The organism is Pyxidicoccus sp. M15 (assembly GCF_056858435.1).
In genome coordinates, this window is record NZ_CM166495.1 from 10,596,175 (window position 1) to 10,613,627 (window position 17,453).

A 17,453-nucleotide genomic window follows, 5' to 3' on the forward strand; every position below is an offset into this window, starting at 1 on the left:
ATGAGGGGCGACATCTTCGCAGTGGCAGTGCTCACCAGCTGGCTCGCGGGCTGCGCGGGGGAGGAACCCGTGCAGGAGAAGACAGAGCCCACCACCGCCGCGGTGGAGCCGGACACGGCCCAGGCGGAGGACGCGCTGGGCGCACGGGGCGCCGTGGTCCTTCCGCCCCATGCCCGCGTGCACGGCCGCACGGTGACGGAGTGGGCGAAAGAGTGGTACCGCTGGCACTTCCGCGTCCCCGCGGACCGCAGCCCCATGCTGCTGCTGGAGCAGGACTGCGACGTGGACCAGGACAGCCCGGTCTTCTTCGTGCCCGTGTATGACCTGGACACCACGTTCCAGCGCACCTGCCGCGTCCCGAAGAACCGGCCCGTGCTCGTGCCGCTGTGGGTCATCATCAACGACTACCCCTGCCCCGACCCGTCCTTCGAGCCCGCGCCGGGCCAGACGCTGGAGGACTTCCTGCGCCAGGGCGCCATCGACTTCAACAACGGCACGCAGGACCTCGTCGTCACCATCGACGGGCGGCGCATCGACGTCCGCCGCCACCGTCACACCAGCGGCCTCTTCACCTTCGACGGGGACCCGAGCCTCGTGGGGAAGATTCCCGACCCGTGCCTCACCGGCGGCGAGCAGCGCGGTGTGACGGATGGCTGGTGGCTGATGCTCCAGCTGTCGCCGGGCGAGCACGTGGTGAATGTCCGGGCCCTGGCCCCCTTCGGCGCCCCCATCGACTACACGTACACGCTGCGCGTCGGGAGGTAGCCGCGCCCCAGGGCCGGAGTCATTTTCGAGCCAGGAGGGGAAGAAAACCCGCGCTCTCCGTTCTGCTCGCTAGCAAAGGAGCAATCGAAAATGACGTCCTTCCGAAACCTTCGCCCGCACAGGGCCTGGGCACTGGTGTGCGCGCTGGCCCTGAGCGCCTGTGGTGAGTCGGGTCTCCCCGAAGAGGAGACTCCGGCCGGGCTGGAGACCGCCGCGGCGGCCCAGCCGCTGGCCTTCTCCTCTCCCATGGACTTCAGCGAGCTGCGGGGCCTGCCCCCGCCGCCCGCGGCCATGGACACCACGGTGGCCGAGCTGCTGCGGGTGCTCCCCTCCCCTCGCTTCGACGACCTGCGCGGTGTGCTCTCCACCCGGCACCAGCCCACCCACAAGGTGCGGCTGCTGACGTCGTACGCGCGCAACTACCCTGTCTTCCTCCGGGGGAACCAGGCCCTGCTGCCCCAGGCGGACGGTGTCTTCGCCGCGCAGTCCCCCGTCGTCACCGCGCAGACGCTGGCCGGCAACGCGTGCAGCACCACCCACGCGTGCGCCGACCTCTTCGTCCCCACGACGGAGGACCTCGCGCTCCAGCCCTATGCGGCCATCGTCCTGGTGGCCCCGCGCGTGGAGCTGGCGGGCCCGGTGGACACCGGTGGCACCACGCTCGTCATCGCCGCCGGTGACTACGTCGCCAACGGCTTCCCGCTGAGCACCTCCCCGGGCTACCGCGCTGCCGCGGTACGGCCGCCGGAGCCCACCGGGTCCACCCCACCGCCCCATCCGCCCGGGCGCGACGGGCGCAACGCGGGCAGCTTCGTCCTCTACACCAACGTCCTCAACGGTGTGCGCGTCAACGTCACCGGCGAAAAGGGCGATGACGGCTGGCCTGGCATGGACGCCCATGCCGAGGGCATCACCACCACCATCTCCGGCAACTATGGTCCCAACCCCAGCGTGAGCTGCACGGCCACGTCCATCCCCCGCCAGGCGCAGAACGGCAGCAACGGCGGCAAGGGCGGACGGGGCGGCGAGGTCCTCATCCGCTACACCTCGCTCACCGGGCCCGGCCTCGTCAACGAGCCCAACAAGTCCGCGCCGGTGACGCCCGAGCAGTGCTTCATGGACGACGCGCTGCACTGCCAGAGCCTGCGCTGCCGGTGGAACCCGGCCATCGCCCTGTGCGACGTGCTCACCGAGGCCGACAACGCGCAGTGCTCCGACGGCATCGACAACGACCACAACGGCTTCAAGGACTGCCAGGACTACGGCTGCTCCAAGAATCCCCACGTGACGGTGTGCCCGGAGGCCACCTGGTCCCCGCTGGCGAAGGAGTCCTCCGCCGAGGCGTGCAGCGACGGGCGCGACAACGACGGCGACGGGCAGACGGACTGCGCCGACCCGCAGTGCGGCATGCGCGGCTTCTGCCAGCAGGGCCGTCCCTCCAACAGCGAGTTCACCGAGGACCTCTGCACGGACGGCAAGGACAACGACGGCGACGGCTACAAGGACAGCCAGGACTACAGCTGTGTGAATTTCTCCGGAGAAGCAGGCGACGAGGAGTGCTCGGACCAGCTCGACAACGACGGGGACGCGCTGGGTGACTGCGCGGACCCGGGCTGCATGTCCCTGCCCGCCTGCGCGCGAGGCCCCCTGCTGGCGCTCACCAGCGGCTTCGAGGAGCTCAGCGACGCGGCGTGCTCGGACGGCACCGACAATGACATGGACGGCGACACGGACTGCGCGGACCGCGAGTGCCGCATCAGCCCCAAGGTCACCACCGCCTGCGGCAGCGAGCGCACCCCGGTGAACTGCTCGGACGGCATCGACAACGACGGGGACGGCAAGGTGGACTGCAGCGACTCCGGGTGCTCGGGCAACCCCTACGCGAAGGTGTGCGAGCCGGAGACCTATCCCTTTCTCCAGGAGGCCACCGCGGCCACGTGCAGCGACGGCGTGGACAATGACGCGGACGGCTTCCGGGACTGCTACGACTACCAGTGCAGCAACAGCCCGCTCGCCGGCACCGTCTGCGGCAACACCGAGAACACCGTCGCGCAGTGCACGGACGGCGTGGACAACGACGGGGACTACCGCATCGACTGCGGTGACAGCAACTGCTCCAGCAACCCGTTCTACGGCGACCTGCTGTGCCGGCAGAAGCTGGCGACGTGGCACGACATCTCCATGTCCGAGCCCTACAACGGGCGCTACACGGACACGCGCGCCGAGTTCCTGAACGCGGCGCCCATCGGCGGCAAGAAGGGCCTCGCCGGCAACCGGGCCTCCAAGACGGTGACGGTGACGGTGCAGGAGGCGCCGCCCGGCTCCTGCGAGTTCTACGACGACTACCTCTGCGTGCCGCGCGAGGAGCAGCGCACGTGCTTCGTGGGCACCAAGGCCACCGCGGGCACCGCCGGGGCCGCGGGCACCGTCGGCACAGTGCGTGCTCTGCGTGCAACGCGGCGGGACGTGGACATGCTGCGCGCGCTGCTGGCGCCCCAGTCCTGGCGCGTGGCCCAGGCGCAGGGCAACGCCCACTTCAAGCGGGGTGAGCTGAAGGAGGCCGCCTTCGTCTACTCGCAGAACATCGCGGAGATGGGCGGCATCCTCGCGCAGGCGGGCATGGTGTGCGACGTGGCGCCCACCGGCCGGCCCTTCGCGGACGTGTACCTGTACGGCGCGCTCTGCCCGCTGATGGCGCACGACGTGACGAAGCTCAGCTTCCTCCAGGGCCAGCGCAACTTCCACGGCCTGACGAAGGCCACCCCGCTCAACCCGCACGTGCGCTACGAGCAGCTGCGCTCGGAGTTCAACACGCTCTACGGCGTGCTGGACAGCTCGGTGGGCCACTGGCTGACGCTCTCCACCACCGTGCAGCTCTCCGCGTGGATGGCCGCGCACCAGACGGAGCTGAACAACGAGGTGGTGACGCTGGGCCAGGAGCGCGACGTGGCGGACCAGCGCATCGTCGTGGCCACCGCGCAGCTCAACGCGCTGGAGCAGTCCATGAACAACCGCAAGGCCGCCATCGCCTCGCTGACGGAGGCCATCCAGACGACGGACACCCGCATCCAGGAGCACTACAACGCCGCGGGCAAGGACTTCGGTGACTTCCTCCTGGACATGGTGGGCACCGTGGCCGCGGCCTACGGCGGCGAGTTCCTCACCGCCATCGGCGGCAAGGCGGCGGACGCGCTGTGGGGCGAGATGAAGAAGAGCTTCCAGTCGGAGACGAGCGCCACGTCGGTGCCCGGCTCGGGCCCGCCCAGCAACGACAGCAACTCGTTCCTGTCCGGGGTGTGGGAGGCGCTGAAGACGTCCGCCACCGACGCGGCCAAGAGCAAGCCCTTCAAGGACAAGCTCAAGAGCGGCGGCACGGAGCTGTGGGATGTCGTCAGCGGCAACCAGAAGAAGCCGGCGCGCAGCGTGCTGGCGGACGAGGTGAAGAAGGAAATCCTCAGCCAGTCCCAGGTGGAAATCACCCTGGACCTGCTGGACCTGCAGGCCCAGCTCACCAAGGCCCGGGCGGAGTACGAGCTGGCGCAGATGGAGCGGGACACGGTGCTCCTGCGCCAGCGCAACGCGGTGGCCGCGCGCGACGCGCTCAACTCCATCCTCGCCTTCGGCGCGGGCACGGAGCTGCGCCAGTTCGACCAGCTCCTCATCGGGCAGCAGGTGTACACCACCGCGGTGCGCACGCTGGACCAGCTCACCGCGCGCTACTGGGAGCTCATCCGCGTGGCGGAGTACCAGTACCTGCCCTTCGACCCGTCCACCGGTGACAGCGCGATTCCGGCGGGCTTCCGGGCGAACTACGACTTCAACCTCCTCACCTATACGCAGATGCAGACGCGGCTGGTGGACCTGGACAACCTGCAGTCCCACTACGTGCTGAGCAACGCGACGCACTACCGGCGCCTGCCGGGCAGCACCTTCCACCCGCTGACCGCGGACGAGGTGGCGAGGATGAAGGCGCTGGGGGACCTCCTCAACGGGCCGACGACGTACGTGGGGGCGCGCTTCCAGATTACGGCGAGCGACCTGGCGGCCACGCCCGAGCTGTCCCTGCGCAACGGCCACCGCGTGCGCAACGTGCGCATCAACGTGGTGAACGCCAGCGGCACGACGGTGTCGGTGCCGGCCGTGCTGGTGCGCGACACGATGGATGCCTTCAAGCTCGGCGGCTACTTCGCCGAGTTCGAGCTGGTGGAGAAGGACCGGTACACCTCCGGCGGCACGCGGCAGGTGCTGCACTACGTGCCCTTCACCGCCTGCGTGTCCCGCCCGCCCGTGTGCAACCTGACCGACGCGTCGTGCTCCACCGCCTTCCAGGCCGCGCCCTTCTCCGACGAGTGCAGCGTGGCGCCGGGCGGCTCCACCCCCGCCAGCAACTCCTTCTATGACCGGAGCCTGCTGGGCGAGTGGACGCTGCTGGTGGACTCGACGCGCTTCGCCGCGCTGGGTGAGGTGCGTGCGGTGGAGGTGGTCTTCATGGCCACCGGCACCGTCATCTGACGCACGGCATCTCTGACGGGCACGCGCGGCACGGCGTGCCCGTCTTTCTTCCTCCCGCGCCTGGCCATGTCGTTTTGCTGCGTTACCCTCGAAAAGCAGTGACACGCCGAAGCTCGGTTCGAGAGGGACGCATGCAGGCAAGGAACGTCATCGGAAGCGCGCTGCTGGCCGCCGGAATGATGATGGCCGGGTACGGAGGCGCCTCGGCCGAAGCGGCGGAGCTCGACTCCGTCCCCCTGAGCGGGGACGCACGGCCGGACACCGCGGGGCAGGACTTCGAGTACACGTATTACAGCGAGCCGGCCAAGTGGAACGTCATCGGCGGACAGGGCCGCTCGTCTGGCGCCTGGTTCCGGTGGGGCACCACGTCGGCCTACTACGACTACACCTCCGACACCGGCTTCTGAGACAGCCTCGGTAGGACGCGCACGGCCCGCCCCGGACACCTTCCGGAGCGGGCCGCTGTTGCTCCGACGAGACTAGTTGTCGGTGGCGTCCTCGATCTTGTCGCCGGCGGACTCGGCGGCGTCCTCGGTCTTGTCTGCGGCATTCTCGGCGGCGTCCTCCGTCTTGTCGGCCGCCTTCTCCGCGGCGTCCTCCGTCTTGTCCGCGGCCTGCTCCATGTCGTCCTTGGCGCTCTCGCGGGTGTTGCGGTGGCAGCCCACACCCAGCACCAGCGCACCCAGCGTCACGGCCAGCAGCGTCTTCACCTGCATGTATTCCTCCTCGTGCAAGGCCCCGGGACTTCAAGGTCCCGGAGCCGGAAAGTGCGCGGGAAGATAGTCACGCCCCTCCAGGTGCCAAGGGACCCCTCCCGTCCGGCGCGGGCCGGGAATGCCTGCCGGGCGTCCGGTGTCGATGTGCCCGCGACCCTCGCGAGGAGCCGGACATGGTGGGACGACAGGTCTTCCGGACAGGTGCACTCCTCCTGCTGCTGGCCACCCTGCGCGCCGGGGCCGCCGCGAAGGAGCCTGAGCGCGGGCCCCTGACGCCGGAGCAGGAAGCGGCCATCACCCGCGCCGTCGAGGACGAGCTGCGCGAGTCCGGCGCGCCGGGCGCGGCCGTCGCCGTGGTGCGGGGCGGAGAGACTGTCTATCTGCGGGCCTTCGGCGTGCGCAGCAACGAGGAGCGCACGCCCGTCACCCCGGACACGCTGTTCCGCCTGGGCTCCACCACCAAGATGCTCACCTCGCTGGCGGCGCTCGACGCGGCGTCACGGGGGCGGCTCGGCCTGGACGTCCCGGTGCGCACGTACGTGAAGGACGTGCACCCGGCGCTGGGAAAGGTGACGCTGCGCCAGCTCCTGTCGCACACGGCGGGCATGCGCGAGGCGTCCCCCTCCGTGCAGTCGAAGGATGACGAGGGGCTGGGTCGGATGGTGCGCGGCTGGAAGGGCGACTACCTCTTCGCGCCTCCCGGCGACGTCTTCTCGTACAGCGGCCCCGGGTACTGGCTGGCCGGGCTGGTGCTGGAGCGCGTCCACGGCAAGCCCTACGCGGACACGATGCGCGAGGCGCTGTTCCAGCCGCTCGGCATGGCGCGCAGCACGCTGCGCCCGCTGGAGGCCATCACCTCCGACTTCGCCCAGGGCCACGAGGAGAACGGGAGCGAGCTGAAGGTCGTCCGTCCCATGGCGGAGAACACCGCCATGTACCCGGCGGGCTCCGCGTTCTCCTCCGCCCGCGAGCTGACGCGCTTCGCCTCCGTGCTGGCGCGCGGCGGACTGGACGGGGAGCGCCGCGTACTGCCCGAGGCGGCCGTCCGGGACTTCTTCACCGCGCACGTGCCGCTGCCCGGCGCCGGGCCGGAGGAGGCGCGCTATGGCTTCGGGCTGGTGCGGCTGCGGCTCGGTGGGACGGAGGTGTTCGAGCATGGCGGCGTGCGCCGCGGGTACGGCTCACACTTCCGCTTCCTCCCGGAGCGCCAGGGCGCGGTGCTGCTCATCACCAACAAGAACGGCGTCACGCTGCGCAAGTCACTCGACGTCATCTCGCGCACCGTCTTCGGCCTGCCGGACCCGCCCGCGCCGCTGCCGGATGACCCGCCGCTGACCGCCGCGGAGGCGGAGCGCTATACGGGCACGTATGCGCACGCGGACCTCGTGCGCTTCGGGGTGTCGTGGGATGGCAAGCAGCTCGTGCTGACGACGGACGCCGCGAAGCCGCTCCAGCGCACGCGACAGGACGGCTTCCGCACAGAGGACGGGCAGGAGTATGTGTTCGTCTTCAAGCCGGGACAGTCGAAGGCGCGCTACCTCCACACGGACCTGCTGACCGCCATGCGCACGGGGAAGTAGCCCGGGCCGACTTCAGGGGAGCGTCTCGGGGACGCGGGCCCCTGCCCTCTCCACCCACTTGCGCGCCTTCTCCACCTCCGCGTCGAACCAGCCGGAGGCGTTCGCCTCTTCCACCTCCGCCCAGGTGAAGCCCGGCCCTTCCGACGGGGGCAGCGGATGCTCCCGCTGCCAGCGCGCGGCCACGGCGCGCGCCAGGTCCGACTGACTCCGGGAGAGCGCCACCGCAATCAGCAGTGAGCCCGGCTCCCGGTCCGACTCGTGGAGGGCCGCCGCCAGCTCGTGGTGACACCAGGGCCGGTCCAGCACGAAGAGCACGGCCGTGACGAACTGCCGCGCGGCGGGCACGGAGGAGCGCAGCGCGAGCCGGACCAACTCCCGCGCGTGCTCGTGCGCATGCTCCAGCGCGAGCAGGGCGAAGTCTCCGATGTACGGGTTGCCCCGGTAGCCCTTCACCGGGTCCACCCGCGCGAAGGCGAGCATCGCCGCGAGCACGCGCTCGCGCTCCAGGTTCCGCCCGAGCAGGTACTTCGCGGCGGCGTACATGGGGTAGGGGTGGTGCTCGCTGGGGGACAGCCGCTGCAATGCGAGGCGAAGCACGGCCTCGCTCCCAGCGGCGCCGGGCATCGCGTCCAGGCGGTTCACCGCATCGCCCGTCGCGGAGGACACGGGGCCTTCGATGATGCGCGTGCAGGCACGGACCTGCTCCTCGTCCGTGGCCAGCCCCTGCAGGGCCGCGAGGGCCTCCTCCGCCGTCCCGGGTGTCCCAGCGTGCGCGAGGAGCCAGTCGCGCCGGGACTTCCGCTGGGCCTCGGCCTTCTCCCGAAACACCTCGCCGCCCGGACGCGACGCCAGCGCCTCGAAGTCGCGCAGGTGCACGAGGCACCGCGTCGTGGCCACGTCGCTCGACAGGTCCAGCGCCGCGGCGGCCTCCGCGAGCGCCTCCAGGCCGGGCGGGAGCCGGAGGGCACCGTCCTGCTCGGGCCGTCCGAAGAGCCCCGCCGCGTGCAGGTCATCAATGGCGTCCACCAGCAGCGCCGCGCCGGGCAGGAGCGAGCGCAGGCGGGACTCCGGCAGCGCGGGCTCGGTGAGCGACAGGACTCGCCGGGCGAAGAAGTACGCGTCGATGGATGCGCCCTCCTCGTCGTGGAAGTCCATGTCGATGACCTCGCCAGGGCCCTCGAAGCAGCAGCCGATGCCATGGAAGCTGAACCGCCAGCCCGCGTACCCCGGCACGTCCCCATCGTCCTCGTCGAGCCCGCGTCCGGTGATGCGCTCCCTCACCATCTGCAACAGCCAGCGCTGCCGGCTCACCTGCCGCAGCAGGCACAGCAGGAGCCAGCCGTGCGCCACGGGCAGGACGTCCTCCCCGAGGAGCGCGGCCTCCGTGGGCGCGGGAGCGTCGGCCACCACGGCGCGCACCGCCGCCTCGAGTCCCCGCGCGGCCTTCCGGTCCAGCATCGACGCCTCCTCCCGCTTCCGGCTACCGCGCCTTCACGCAGCTCCAGGGACTGCCGAAGAACTTCTCCCAGGCGTCGCGGTCATGCGCGGGGAGGAATTGCAGCTCGGGCGCCAGCTCGTGGAGCTGGGAGAGCCGGGCAACCTGCTCGCTGGCGGACTGGGCGTCCGTGTCCGTGAAGAGCTGAAGCACCGTGCTCTTGGGCAGGCGCCGCTCCACCGACTCCACGAGGTTGACGGTGTCGCCCACGTGGACCAGCCGCCGCTCGGGCGAGAGGTTCACGAAGGTGGCGATGCTGCCGGGCGTGTGGCCGGGAATCCGCGCCACCACCACCGCGCCGTCGCCGAAGACGTCGAAGCGCTCGTCGAAATTTTCATAGGGCTTCGGCTCGAAGGCCATGGCCGTCATGCGCCCCTCCACCGCCTGGGCGTGCTCGGGAAAGACTTCCTTGCGCGTGCGCCAGGCCTGGATGAGCGACAGCTCCTCCGCGGGCAGCAGCACCGGCACGTCGCGCAGCTCCACCATGCCGCCCAGGTGGTCCAGGTGCGCGTGCGAGGGGATGAACCACTTCAGGCCCTCCGGCGAGGCGCCCACCTTCTGGAACGCCGCGGCCAGCGTGGACCTGTCCCGCGTCCCCTTGAGCGCCGACTCGTTGAAGAAGCGCGCGAGCGGCGGCCGCTGCTTCACCTCCTCGTGCACGTTCGGGCTGTAGCCCGCGTCGATGAGCACGTCGCCCCGGGGATGCCGCACCAGCAGCGCGGAGGCCGTGTTCCTCCACGTGCCGGTGCGCGTGAGGCCCGCGGTGCCGAGCTGGCCCCACACGTCGCTCCGCGACAGCTCCAGCCAGCAGACCTCCACCGGAGGCAGCGCTTTCAAGTCCGGCACCGCGCGCGTGTGCGGCGGCGCGGGAGGCAGCTCCGCCGTGAGCAGCTTCGCCCCGCCTCCGAGCAGTCCCACCGCGCACAGCAGCCCCAGCAGGCGGCCCCAACGCACCCTGAATCTCGCCATGCGCCGTGCTTAACACGCCCGGTGCGTCGGATACCCGTGAGCCCCAGGACGGGCGCTGCCGGTTCGCACGCCCACCGGCTGTCCGGCCTTCCGTGAGCGGGACCCGCTGGCAGCGCTCAGGCGGTGGCGGGTGGGCTCGGCTCCCGCGCCGTGCGGCACGCGCCCAGCGCGTCCTCCAGGAAGCGCAGCGCGCCGCGAAGGTCGGACGAGGCCGCCTCCACGGGAGAGCAGCGTGCCCGCTCGATGCGGCGGCGCACCGCCTCGATGGCCTGCCGCAACCGCTCGGAGTCTCCGGGCGTGGCCCTCGCATCGGCCACGTCCACCGCGCCCCGCAGCAGCGCGGCCAGCTCCCGGAGCACCGGGTCCTCCTGGAGCTCGGGCGCGCCCTCCAGCACCACGAAGCTCGCCTCCGCGGCCGCCGCGTCCCCCAGGAAGGCCTCCACCGCGGCCCGGTGGATGGCGAAGCGCAGCGCCTGCCCTCGCGACACCCGGCCCAGGCCGGACACCGCCTCCGACAGCCGAGCCCACGCCTCCTCGAACGAGCCCAGCGCCGCCTCCGCGCGCCCCAGCTCGCCCAGCGCCGTGCCCTCCAGGAGCCGCTGGCCCAGCTGCCGGCCCATGCGTCCCGCCGCCAGCAGGTGCTCGCGCGCGTCGAGCGCCCGGCCATCCTCGAGCAGGTAGCAGCCCAGGTTGAGGCGTGCCACCGCGACGCCCGCCCGGTCTCCCACGCTGGCCGCGCGAGTCACCGCCTCCTCCAGCAGCGCCAGCGCCTCGCGCGTGCGGCCCACCTCGCCGATGGCCACCGCGCAGTTGGTGAGGAAGCCCACCTCGAACGTCACGTCCCCCACGGCGCGGAACAGCGCCTGCGCGTCGCGCAGGTGGGGAATGGCCGCCTCCGCGCCACAGCGCGCCTGCTCCACCAGCCCCAGGTTGCCCACCGCGTACGCCTCCAGCCAGCGGTCCTCACCCGACTGCAGGCGCAGCGCTTCGCGCACCAGCGCCCACGCGCGCGGCACGTCGCCCTCGTGGCGCGCGACGATGGACAGGTCCACCAGCACGCGCTTCTCCCCCGCCACCGCGCCCAGCGCCCGCAGGGCGGTGCGGGCCGCCTCCAGGTCGGTGCGCGCCAGCTCCAGGCTGCCCGACTCCAGCAGCACCCGGCCGCGCGCCGCCAGCGCCTCGGCCACCAGCAGCGGCGAGGCCGCCACGGCGCACGCCTTCGCGAGCGCCTGGTCCAGCCGCGACAGCAGCAGGCTCACCGGCCCGCGCGTGACGACCTCCGGCTCCAGCGCCACCAGCGCCTCCAGCGCGCGCTCCACCGAGCCCGCCGTGGCCGGCTGCACGCGCAGCGCGTTGTCACAGGCGGCCAACAGGTTCTCGCGCTCCTGCGCGAGCTGCCGCAGCGCCTCCGCGCCACCCGGGCCCCGCACCCGGGCGCGCAGCCCCCGCGCCAGCGCGAGGTACCAGTCCGCGTGCCGCTCCGCGAGCGCCTCGGCCCCGCCCACCTCGGGCAGCTTCGCCGCCGCGTACTGGCGGATGCTCTCGTACTGCCCCAGCCGCGGCTCTCCTCCCGGGTCCTCCGGCTCCAGCACCCGCAGCAGCGACTTGGCGCGCAGCGACTCGAGCACCTCCCACGCCGGCGCGTCCTCCGGGAGCCCCAGCACCGCCTCCGCCGCCTCCAGGGTGAAGCCGCCGCTGAACACCGAGCAGCGCGCCAGGGCCGTCTGCTCCGCGGGCTCCAGCAGGTTCCAGGACCAGTCGATGGCGCCGCGCAGCGTGGCCTGCCGCGCGCTGGCGTCCCGCCGCCCCCCGCGCAAGAGCTCGAAGCGGCGCGACAGCCGCTCGCGCAGCTGGCTCACGCTCAACAGCCCCATGCGCGCCGCCGCCAGCTCCAGCGCCAGCGCGATTCCGTCCAGCTGGCGCACGATGTCCGCGACGCGGGGCGCATCCTCCACCGTCAGCTCGAAGTCGCCCCGCGCCTCGCGCGCCCGCTGCACGAACAGGCGCACCGCGTCCGAGCGCGAAATCTCCTCCAGGCGCGACGCCCCCACGTCGGGGACGTCCAGGGGTGTCAGGTCCAGCAGCCGCTCACCGGGAAGACGCAGCGACTCGCGCGAGGTGGTGACGAAGCGCGCGCGGGGGGCCATCGCCATCCAGCGCCCCAGCGTGGCCGGCACGTGCCGCACCGCCTGCTCCAGGTTGTCGAGGATGACCAGCACGTCCCCGCAGTCGTCCAGCACGCGTCCCAGCCGCTCCACCGGCCCGGTGGGGTCACCGTCCCGCCGCAGCGCCACGCCCAGCGCCTGCCCCACGGCGTGGCAGAGCGCGTCCGCCGACTGCACCTCCGCCAGCTCGCACAGCCAGACGCCGCCCTCCCACGCCCCCGACTCCAGCTCCAGCGCGCCGAAGTGCGTGGCCAGCCGCGTCTTGCCCATGCCTCCCGGGCCCAGCACCGTGACGAGCCGCGCGCCCTCCTCGAGCCAGCGCCTCAACGTCGCCAGCTCCGCGCCCCGGCCCACCAGCCCCTCGCGCGCCACGGGCACGTTGCCCTGCCTGTCACGCGGCGCGCGGGGCGCGCCGAAGCGCCGGTCCGACAGCGACGCCGGCAGCACCTCCACCAGCGCCACCGCGTCGTCGATGCCCTTCAGGCGGAACGCCCCCAGCGGGCGCACCGCGGGCCGGCCCAGCGACTCCACCGCCGGCGCCACCTGCGCCCACGCGCCGCCGCTCACCAGCACCTGCCCGCCATGGCCCGCCGACGTCACCCGCGCCGCCACGTTCACCATGCGGCCCAGGTAGTCCATGCGGCCCGTCTGCTCGTTCAGGCGGCACTCGGGCTCGCCCACGTGGACGCCCATGCGTACGCGCAGCCCGCGGTGCAGCGTCCCGCGCGGGCCCTGCTCCTCCGCCGCTTCCGGCAGCGCGAGGAGCTCCGCCGGCCAGGGCGCGCGCAGCAGCGCCTCCTGCGCCTCCAGGCACCAGCGCAGCGCCTCCTGCACCGAGGGGAACGCCACCATGAAGGAGTCGCCCTGCGTCTTCACCTCGTAGCCGGTGGTGCCCGCGAGCAGCGAGCGCAGCACTTCGTCATGCACCTCCAGCGCGGCGCGCATGCTCGCGTCGCACCGCTCCCACAGCCGCGTGGAGCCCTGCACGTCGGTGAAGACCAGCGCCACCGTGCCCTCCGGCGGCGCGGCCGGCGACGACAGCTCGTGAGCGGGCAGGGCTCGCAGCGTGCCCGTCGGTGGAAGCGTCAGCCTTCGCAAGACATCTCCCATCGCCCTCTCCCGCTGCGCCTGTCGGGGACCCCCGGGACGGCCCTGCCCGTCACCTGGAAGTGGATCTCACCACGCGGCCCCCACGCCGCCCATCCGTGACGACCGCATGCACGTGGCGCTGACGAAGCCAGCATCCTGCAACGGACGGATGCACGAGGCAGCGTCCACCACGTCACGCGCCAACTGCCCCGCGATGCCAGGAACCGCTGTCCACGGTTTCGCACCGCGAGTCGCGCGGCACCCGTGCTCGCGGGACAGCTCCTGCGCGCTGGAAACGCACACGCCCGTCGCCGGGCCCACGCCTTGAATGTCGACGAGCACGTAGACCCACAGGGCCCCCCAGCTTCCGCGTGCCCAATACAGGTGCAACTTTCACGCACAGAAGGCCACCGACACCGCGCACGTGCTCCCGGAGTGGCCTTCACGGAGCGGCTCCGCGTGAGCCGTCCGGTGATTCCTGGCGACCGAGGAGCCGATGCAAGCAAGACGGTGGAAGCGGAAGTGTCGCGCACTCATCCCCCTGCTGCTGCTCGCCGCGAGCTGCGGCCCCGTGGAGGAGCAGGCGCCACCGCCGCTCGGGCAACGGGAGCAGGCGCAGGAGGATTCCAACGGCCTGTCGTTCAACGGGCTGTCCTTCAACGGCCTGTCGTTCAATGGGCTGTCCTTCAACGGCCTGTCGTTCAACGGCCTGTCCACGAGCGCGTTCACCACGTGGTTCCAGTCGAACCCGGCCGTGGCCCACCAGGTGATGCGCTACGTGGTCCGCTGCGCCGCGCCCGCGGGGCAGACGCGCACGTACACGGAGCCCTCCACGGGACAGTCGTATACGTGGTCCGGCGCGCTGGGACTGGCGCCCGGCTGGTTCATGGGCCAGACGGCCACGCTGTACGAGCAGCAGGCGGTGTCCGCGTGCCTGGCCGCGCATGCCAACCGGCTCGGTGAGGAGGTGTCCATCTCCATCCTGGGCCGGGACGCGACGGGTACGGCCATCCCCTACTCGGCGGCGGAGCTGACGTCGCACGCGCGGCGGGAGGCGTGCTTCTTCGGCAACCTCTTCGCCGGACAGGGCCTCTTCGTGGGCGCCGAGCGTGAGCCGCTGGGCCCCGCCGAGAGCACCTCGCGCGCATGCGGTGCGCTGCTCAACGGTGGCGGCGAGGCCGCCGCGCCCTGTGCGCCCATGGTGTACGCGGGCGCCTGCACCACGTACTGCACGCTGCACTCCAGCGGGCTCTACTTCGAGTCCTGCACGTACAACGGCACCACCTATCACCGGCCCATCACCACGCGGCTGCGAGTCGAGGACGTCCATACGTGCGGAGACGCCGTGTGCCAGGCCACGGAGCGGTGCGGCGCCTCCAACCGGTATGACGCCTGTGGCCTGGACTGTGGTTCCTGCCCCTGAGTCGGGGGCGGTGGAGGGCAGCGTCGGCGACGCTGCCCCCACCAGGGCTCAGCCGCAGGTGCCGCAGTCGTCCTTGCAGGTGAGGTAGTCGTTCTTCTCCCCGCAGGACTCGGTGGGCTGGCAGGTGCCGTCACCGCACTTGTAGAGGCTGCGCTTGTCCAGCCGCGTGGTGAGGGCCGGGTACGTCACCCCGTTCCAGGTGCAGGACGTGTAGAAGGACTTCGAGTCATCCAGCTCGCAGTGCCGCGCGCACCGGCCCACGTAGACGAGCGGCGTGCACCGGCGACGGTTGAGCTCGAGGTCCTCGGCGGAGTCGTCGGCGGACGTGTCGTCCTCGTCGAGCGCATCCGCCGCCTCGTCCTCCTTGTCACCCCGGCTGGCCACCACCGAGCAGGCCCGCGACGAGCTCTCGCGCGGCTTGAGCCGGCTCTTGTCGCGGCCCACGTGGACGCCCTCGTGGGTGAAGAGGTTTCCGAAGAAGCAGGACTCCCGCCACTTGTACTCCTTCAACTCCTCGTCCGTGACGGGAAGGGCCTTCCCATCCGCCCGCAGCCCCAGCACGGAGATGGGCACGCGCTGGTTGTACTTGTTGGCATGCGCGGCCAGGCACGCGGACACCACCTGTTGCTCCCGCGTCGTGGCGGCCGCGCCCGCCGCCCACGCGGGCGCCAGCCCCAGCCCCCCGGGCCACGTGTACGTCTGGCCGTCCTCCGTATGGCTGCGCACCTGGCCCGCCGGCACGGCGCAGTGGACCACGTAGCGCATCACCATGCTGGCGAGCGCCGGGTCCTGGCGGAACCAGGACGTGAAGGCGCTGCTCGACAGGCCGTTGAACGACAGCCCGTTGAACGACAGCCCGTTGAATGACAGCCCGTTGAACGACAGGCCATTCACCGAGAGACCATTGTCACTCTGGAGCTCCCGGGCCGTGCTTCCGGTGGGCGCAGGCGGCTCGGACGCCACGGGCGCCTCCGTCGGGCCGCAGGCGGTGATGAGCACCAGCACCGCCAGACATACTCCCGCTCTCCGTGCATGCATTCCAATGGGGGTCATGCAGTTCCTCGTGCGAGTCTTCGTGGACACCGGACGAGGCACCCTGCCCCATCCGAAGGGGCGGGCCGGAGTGGGCAGGAGCGCGATGAACCCCTCGTTACGGGATACCCTGCGTTCTCCTGTTCGAGCACCGGACCTGCACCGGGGACCAGGGCTTCCATCCAGCAGTGACAGAGCGCGCGTTGCTCGACGAACAGGCGGGCGCGTGGCGCTGTCCATCTCCATGGCACCTGTCTCGGACGCGACGAACGGGAGTGTCCGGCCGGACATGCCCGCGAGGGTCCTCCTCCGGACAGATGCGGGGCGGCGCACCGTCGAATGACTTGGAAGATTCCGGACAGTGACTAGTTCCAGGAGACCCCGCTGCAGCCCCCGGTTTCCCCATGCACACGCCCTTGCTCCGTCTTCCGCTCCGCGCGTCCTCCGCGTTGCTCCTCGCCACCCTGCTGCTGACCCTGCCTTCCCGGGCACGCGCCGCGACGCCGCTGGAGGACAACCGCGTCATCACCGAGGGCTACATCCAGCTCGCGTACGAGATGGGGGGCGTGCTGGACCCGACGCTCCAGCCCGGCGGCACCAGCAGCGTGCGTCCCAACTGGTACGTCTTCGCGCCACACGCCTCGCGCACCGGCGGAGAGGGCATGCTCGGCGCGGCCATCGCCCGGCGCATCCTCGACGCCGCGCGCGGACAGCCCTCGCTGTCGGTGCTGGGTGCGCTCCAGCGGGTGGGCCTCACCGGCGCCCTGGAGCTCTCCGTGGAGCGGCTCGGCCTGCAACTGGTGCTGTACGGCGTGCCCGTCGACGCGGCCGCCTCGCTGGCGGCGCTCGCCACGGCGATGAACTGGGGTGCGCTCGCGGACCCGCGCACGCTCGTCACCACCGCGTCGCGCTTCGCCGCCCTCTACGCGAGCGCCCCCGCCCTCCTCCCGCTGGACAAGGCGGAGCGCGTGGTGGTGACGCTGGAGCGCACGCTGCACGAGGGCAACCTGGCCATCTTCGGCGACGTCGGCGGCGCCGGGCGGCTCTACCTCGACTGGCGCCAGGGCGCGGGCGCGGTGACGCCGGAGCGCGTGCTCACGGAGTTCACCCTGCCGGGCGCGGTGCCGGCCGAGTCGCGGCAGGCCTATGACTTCGCGCTGGCCCACGCGCACGACACGCCGCGCCCGTATGAATTCGACGTCCTCTTCCCGGGCATGCACTGGAAGAGCCTGCTGGTGGCCGCCTTCGCCGTGTACGAGGAGGCCCGCCTCGCACCCACGCCGGCCCGGCGCGACGCGCTCATCGCCATGGGCAACAACTACATCGCCTGGCGCGAGCAGCACGACATGGCGCAGCCCGTCTTCACGCCCTCCCCGCCCCGCGCGGACGAGGTGTCCCGGGCCGCGCTGCTCCAGGCGCTCACCCCGCTGCTCAGCACCGACTTCGGCACGGTGAAGTGGAACTACTCCGACTACGCGTACAGCCAGCCGGACCGGGACGGCAACCCGCTCACCTCGCCGCCCACGGAGTACAGCTGGGCCGACTTCTGGGACCGCTGGACGGGCATCCTCTACGCCTTCGACCAGGCCTACCTCCAGCCGGAGGGGCTGTGGGTGATGCCGGGGCCCCTGGTGGACCCTACGGCCCCCTCCTCCGGGGACTAGCCCGCATGGGACGTTCGCGGCACCGGGGCCCCCAGGGGAGGGC

11 protein-coding genes are annotated in these 17,453 nt (G+C 71.9%); 6 read left to right on the plus strand and 5 right to left on the minus strand.

What is annotated here, in order from left to right; genetic code table 11:
- The 3 genes from ACX9TP_RS39220 to ACX9TP_RS39230 all read left to right on the plus strand — a co-directional run bounded on the left by ACX9TP_RS39220 (position 1) and on the right by ACX9TP_RS39230 (position 5,684).
- Complete coding sequence (locus ACX9TP_RS39220) at positions 1 to 765, plus strand: hypothetical protein (RefSeq protein ID WP_482975786.1); 765 nt, start codon at positions 1 to 3, stop codon at positions 763 to 765.
- 90 nt (positions 766 to 855) lie between these two features.
- Positions 856 to 5,277 carry a hypothetical protein gene (locus tag ACX9TP_RS39225; RefSeq protein WP_482975787.1) on the plus strand — a complete coding sequence of 1,474 codons (4,422 nt, stop codon included), beginning with the start codon at positions 856 to 858 and terminating at the stop codon, positions 5,275 to 5,277.
- 131 nt (positions 5,278 to 5,408) lie between these two features.
- Positions 5,409 to 5,684: a hypothetical protein gene (locus ACX9TP_RS39230; RefSeq protein WP_482975788.1), complete on the plus strand. Its 276-nt coding sequence runs from the start codon at positions 5,409 to 5,411 to the stop codon at positions 5,682 to 5,684.
- A gap of 72 nt (positions 5,685 to 5,756) precedes the next feature.
- On the opposite strand, the gene ACX9TP_RS39235 is transcribed toward ACX9TP_RS39230, so the two are convergent.
- A complete protein-coding gene (locus ACX9TP_RS39235) occupies positions 5,757 to 5,993 on the minus strand; it encodes a YtxH domain-containing protein (RefSeq protein ID WP_482975789.1) in 237 nt (78 codons plus the stop codon).
- Positions 5,994 to 6,166: 173 nt separating this feature from the next.
- Between ACX9TP_RS39235 and ACX9TP_RS39240 the strand changes: the two genes are divergently transcribed.
- Positions 6,167 to 7,573, plus strand: coding sequence for a serine hydrolase domain-containing protein (locus tag ACX9TP_RS39240; RefSeq protein WP_482975790.1), 1,407 nt, complete (start codon positions 6,167 to 6,169; stop codon positions 7,571 to 7,573).
- A 12-nt stretch (positions 7,574 to 7,585) separates the two neighbouring features.
- Here the strand turns inward: ACX9TP_RS39240 and ACX9TP_RS39245 are convergent, their stop codons facing one another.
- From ACX9TP_RS39245 to ACX9TP_RS39255, 3 genes are all read right to left on the minus strand, one after another.
- Positions 7,586 to 9,031 (minus strand): DUF6896 domain-containing protein, encoded by a 1,446-nt coding sequence (locus ACX9TP_RS39245; RefSeq protein WP_482975791.1) that lies wholly within the window; start codon positions 9,029 to 9,031, stop codon positions 7,586 to 7,588.
- Between the two features lie 22 nt (positions 9,032 to 9,053).
- Complete coding sequence (locus tag ACX9TP_RS39250) at positions 9,054 to 10,037, minus strand: MBL fold metallo-hydrolase (protein ID WP_482975792.1); 984 nt, start codon at positions 10,035 to 10,037, stop codon at positions 9,054 to 9,056.
- Between the two features lie 116 nt (positions 10,038 to 10,153).
- A complete protein-coding gene (locus tag ACX9TP_RS39255; protein ID WP_482975793.1) occupies positions 10,154 to 13,312 on the minus strand; it encodes an ATP-binding protein in 3,159 nt (1,052 codons plus the stop codon).
- 475 nt (positions 13,313 to 13,787) lie between these two features.
- Here ACX9TP_RS39255 and ACX9TP_RS39260 point away from each other — a divergent pair, with 475 nt between their 5' ends.
- A complete protein-coding gene (locus ACX9TP_RS39260; protein ID WP_482975794.1) occupies positions 13,788 to 14,714 on the plus strand; it encodes a hypothetical protein in 927 nt (308 codons plus the stop codon).
- A 48-nt stretch (positions 14,715 to 14,762) separates the two neighbouring features.
- Here the strand turns inward: ACX9TP_RS39260 and ACX9TP_RS39265 are convergent, their stop codons facing one another.
- Positions 14,763 to 15,767: a hypothetical protein gene (locus tag ACX9TP_RS39265; RefSeq protein WP_482975795.1), complete on the minus strand. Its 1,005-nt coding sequence runs from the start codon at positions 15,765 to 15,767 to the stop codon at positions 14,763 to 14,765.
- 383 nt (positions 15,768 to 16,150) lie between these two features.
- On the opposite strand from ACX9TP_RS39265, the gene ACX9TP_RS39270 reads away from it, so the two are divergent.
- On the plus strand, positions 16,151 to 17,410 hold the full coding sequence (locus ACX9TP_RS39270) for a hypothetical protein (RefSeq protein WP_482975796.1): 1,260 nt from the start codon (positions 16,151 to 16,153) through the stop codon (positions 17,408 to 17,410).
- The last annotated feature ends 43 nt before the right edge of the window (positions 17,411 to 17,453 follow it).

What these genes read in the sequence shown, in the direction of transcription:
- ACX9TP_RS39230 (WP_482975788.1), top strand. Translation starts at nt 5,409, where the DNA reads ATGCAGGCAAGGAACGTCATCGGAAGCGCGCTGCTGGCCGCCGGAATG.
- ACX9TP_RS39235 (WP_482975789.1), bottom strand. Translation starts at nt 5,993, where the DNA reads ATGCAGGTGAAGACGCTGCTGGCCGTGACGCTGGGTGCGCTGGTGCTG.
- ACX9TP_RS39270 (WP_482975796.1), top strand. Translation starts at nt 16,151, where the DNA reads ATGCACACGCCCTTGCTCCGTCTTCCGCTCCGCGCGTCCTCCGCGTTG.
- ACX9TP_RS39260 (WP_482975794.1), top strand. Translation starts at nt 13,788, where the DNA reads ATGCAAGCAAGACGGTGGAAGCGGAAGTGTCGCGCACTCATCCCCCTG.
- ACX9TP_RS39245 (WP_482975791.1), bottom strand. Translation starts at nt 9,031, where the DNA reads ATGCTGGACCGGAAGGCCGCGCGGGGACTCGAGGCGGCGGTGCGCGCC.
- ACX9TP_RS39220 (WP_482975786.1), top strand. Translation starts at nt 1, where the DNA reads ATGAGGGGCGACATCTTCGCAGTGGCAGTGCTCACCAGCTGGCTCGCG.
- ACX9TP_RS39255 (WP_482975793.1), bottom strand. Translation starts at nt 13,312, where the DNA reads ATGGGAGATGTCTTGCGAAGGCTGACGCTTCCACCGACGGGCACGCTG.
- ACX9TP_RS39250 (WP_482975792.1), bottom strand. Translation starts at nt 10,037, where the DNA reads ATGGCGAGATTCAGGGTGCGTTGGGGCCGCCTGCTGGGGCTGCTGTGC.
- ACX9TP_RS39240 (WP_482975790.1), top strand. Translation starts at nt 6,167, where the DNA reads ATGGTGGGACGACAGGTCTTCCGGACAGGTGCACTCCTCCTGCTGCTG.
- ACX9TP_RS39265 (WP_482975795.1), bottom strand. Translation starts at nt 15,767, where the DNA reads ATGACCCCCATTGGAATGCATGCACGGAGAGCGGGAGTATGTCTGGCG.
- ACX9TP_RS39225 (WP_482975787.1), top strand. Translation starts at nt 856, where the DNA reads ATGACGTCCTTCCGAAACCTTCGCCCGCACAGGGCCTGGGCACTGGTG.